General features: G+C 70.7%; 5 protein-coding genes. All 5 read right to left on the bottom strand.

Annotation, left to right across the window (positions count from 1 at the left end):
• Positions 1-517 (bottom strand): hypothetical protein (locus CNO22_RS26395; RefSeq protein WP_157937151.1); only part of this gene is annotated, 517 nt, incomplete at its 3' end.
• Between the two features lie 49 nt (positions 518-566).
• The gene (locus tag CNO22_RS26390; RefSeq protein WP_100502202.1) at positions 567-1448 is read right to left on the bottom strand and encodes an alpha/beta fold hydrolase; all 882 of its coding nucleotides are present in this window, start codon (positions 1446-1448) and stop codon (positions 567-569) included.
• Positions 1445-2176, bottom strand: a complete 732-nt coding sequence (locus CNO22_RS26385; protein ID WP_100502201.1) for an SDR family NAD(P)-dependent oxidoreductase — start codon at positions 2174-2176, stop codon at positions 1445-1447. The genes CNO22_RS26390 and CNO22_RS26385 overlap by 4 nt, the downstream gene beginning before the upstream one ends.
• A complete protein-coding gene (locus tag CNO22_RS29885; protein ID WP_157937150.1) occupies positions 2173-2505 on the bottom strand; it encodes an SDR family NAD(P)-dependent oxidoreductase in 333 nt (110 codons plus the stop codon). Before CNO22_RS29885 ends, CNO22_RS26385 begins: the two co-directional genes overlap by 4 nt.
• A gap of 35 nt (positions 2506-2540) precedes the next feature.
• Positions 2541-3023 carry a DUF1440 domain-containing protein gene (locus CNO22_RS26375; protein WP_100502199.1) on the bottom strand — a complete coding sequence of 161 codons (483 nt, stop codon included), beginning with the start codon at positions 3021-3023 and terminating at the stop codon, positions 2541-2543.
• Positions 3024-3150: the final 127 nt, after the last annotated feature.

The following is a 3150-nucleotide window of genomic DNA, read 5'->3' as shown; positions in this document are numbered from 1 at the left end:
CGCCGGAACTGTCGCCACCGCCGTGCAAGATGAGGAGGTCGTCGCAGCCTGACGCACAACGGGCCGCCACCGAAGTTCTACGAAGCTCGGGACAACCTCGATGGCCGGTGATGAAGGTGGTGACGTCCCGGCGCCCGTAGTGCCGGTAGAAGACGCCGGGGGCAGGCACGTCGTGCGGCATTCCGGGGTGCAGGTCGACGAAGGCGCCGACCACGAGGCCGCCGACCAGTCCGTGGATTCCGCCGAGGAGAATGCCCCACCACGCCACATGGTCGTTGCGGGATACCGCGGCGAAGAAGGTCGCGAAGAGAAGGACGATCCCGATGGCGAGTGCCGCGTGCCCGGCCCAACCGGCGAGACGGCGCCATCGAGCAGGTGCTCGCAAGATGCATCCGCCCTCCTCGAAGATGTCCTGATGAACTGGTAGGCCGAGCGCTCGCTGGAGGTAGGCGGGGACTTCCATGAGCTGCGCGGCCACGACTGCCGCGATGGCGGCCGCCACGGGGTCGATCGTCACGGTGGCCATCGTTGACGTTGGCCCCAGCCTCAGTGCGGTCGCGGGACGCTCATCGGGCCGCCGCCTTTGTCTGCTCGAGGAAGCGCAGCACCGGCGCCAGAAAGGCCTTCGGTGACTCGACGTGCGGAACATGGCCGCAGCCGGGCAGCACCTCCAGGCGCCCGTCGCTTAGCCGCCGCGCTGCTGACCTGCCGTGTACCACCGGAACGATCGTGTCCAGCAGCCCCCACAGCACGAGCGTTGGCACATTGAGCTCGCCCAGTCGGTCAAGCACCACATGGTGCTGTCCGGTGCCGTTCATGATGGCGCGCTTGCACGCCACCGAGGCGTCCAGCAGGACAGGATTCCCGCCCCAGCGGAACTGGTCGGACCACCATCCAGCCGGTACCCGCCACGGCTGAGCGAAGAGGTTCCCCGCCCGCGTGAACGCGCGTAGCTGGGGCCCGCCGGGGAACAGGGTCATCCCGATGGCCGCCTCACCGGCGCCGGGCAGGGTCTCGGCGGCCAATAGCGGATTGACGGTCTGACCGAGGCCGGCCGAGTCGACCAGGAGCAGGCGTTGGACCCGGCTGGGTTGACCCAGGGCCAGGTGGATCGCGATCAGGCCACCGATGGAGTTGCCCCCGACCGTCGCTGCGGCGATGCCCACGGCGTCGAGGAAACGGGCCAGCCAAACCGCCAGGTCCTCCATCGCGTAGGAGGCCGGCGGCACACTGCCACCGTGTCCGGGCAGGCTGGGCGCGATAACTCGGTGGCCGGCGTCGGCCAAAGCCGGGGCCACCCAGCGCCAGTCCCGGGCGGTCTCCCCGTCGCCATGGAGCAGCACGAGCGCCGGCCCGACCGGCGGTCCGGTGTCCAGGTACTCGACGGCTCGGCCATCGACGTCAATCCGGGCGATCTCCGCTTCGGTCGTGGTGGGCCTCCCGGTCATGGACCCTTCGCTCCTCTCCGTGCCCGGAAGAGGGCCGTTGGGACCTGCTTCCCGCTTCCGACCCGGAGGAGCCGGCGACTGGCCATAACCGCCAGGGTCGCTCCCGCGGTCCGGCCCAGGACGGGGTGGTAGCCGAACGTGCGGGTGTAGGCGCTGCGCCGGAAGGCGAACCGGCCGAACCGGCCCCGCACCGATCCGGTGGTGTCACTCGGCTCGTACAGGTTGTTCTGCCCGGCGTCGGCCTCGTCGCGCTGCTGACGACGGAAGGCCTGACCACCGAGGCCCAGCAGCCGGTCGGTCAGGGCGGGGCTGAGCCGCTCGAGCAGGTCCAGCTGGCGGGCGGCGGCGCTGACGTAGATGTCGCGACGCCGACGCGTGGCGGCGAACAGGATCGCCTGGGCCACGGCCGCGGGCTCGTACACCGGCGGAATCGGCGCTGGCCTGCGGCCCATGAACGATGGAGCGTGGTCGAACAGCGGCGTGTTGATCGACGAGGGCAGGATCGTGGTGAACTGCACCCCCGACCCGGCACGCCGCTCCTCCATCCGCGCGCCCTCCATCAACCCCACGACGGCGCGCTTGGCGGCGCAGTAGGGCGCCTGCAGCGGAACACTGCGCACCCCCAGGCCCGAACTGACCGCGACGATCGTTCCGCTGCGCTGTGCCCGCATGACGGGAAGTGCGGCCTTGATGCCGTGCACCTGGCCCAGCAGGTTGACCTCGATCACCCGGCAATGTCAGCAACTGGCGTGTCCGCCACGGTGCCGTAGGAGGTCACCGAGGCGTTGTTGACCCAGGTGTCGATGCGCCCGAACCTTTCGACGGCCGTGTCGGCCAGCGCCTGAACCGCAGTGGCGTCCGCCACGTCGGTCGGGACAACCAGCGCCGTCCCACCGGCTGCCGCCACCTCCTCGGCCGCCGTCTGCAGCGCGGGCCCACCGCGGCCAGCCAGCACTACCTGTGCGCCCCGGGCGGCGAACAGCTGGGCCGTGAGCCGCCCGATGCCTGAAGACGCACCGGTGATGACCGCCACGTGGCCCGCCAGGCGCGGCTTCATGCCGGCAACGGTCTGAGTCGCAACGCGCCCACGGGTCACTCCTCGATCGCGTTCAGCGTCGCCTCGGTCACCATGCCCAGCACCACGTGACCGACCAGGCCACGCACGTGCGCCTGCCAGGGATACGCACCCGGCGGACCGGCGATCCCCAGCAACGGAGCGGCGATCTCGTCGTTGACAACAAAGAGGCCGGAGCCGTACAGGGCACCGCGCCCAGCGCGCAGCCATGGGTGCTTCTGGCGCTGCTCGGCGTAGACGGCGCCTGGTCCCATGCCCAACGCGTAGTGCACCGCGATACCGGCACCGTTGGGCTGCTCAGCCCCGGCGTCACTGCCGACCGCCTCCGCCACCCGGCGGACCAGCGCATGCGCGGTGTCCTGACCGAAGGCCCGGGCCCGCTGCTCGCGCGCCAGGTCGGCCGGATCCTCGCGCCGGTACATCAGCCAGGTCACCACGTCCATGGCCAGGACACCGACCGCGCCCGCGGCGGCCCCTCGTGCTGTCGTCGTCGTTGTCATCCCAGCTCCTTCGGTCGAGGATCACCAAGGCGGGCTAGACGGCCAGGCCGCTGCCTCCGCCGGAGTGGAACAAGCCGTAGAGGATGCCGGTCAGCAGGCCGAAGGCGAGGTGCCCGACGAACGAGGT

The organism is Geodermatophilus chilensis (assembly GCF_002802985.1).
GTDB classification, from domain to species: Bacteria; Actinomycetota; Actinomycetes; order Mycobacteriales; family Geodermatophilaceae; genus Geodermatophilus; species Geodermatophilus chilensis.
Note: the sequence above shows the minus strand (reverse complement) of the source record. Positions and strands in the feature narration are given on the sequence as shown.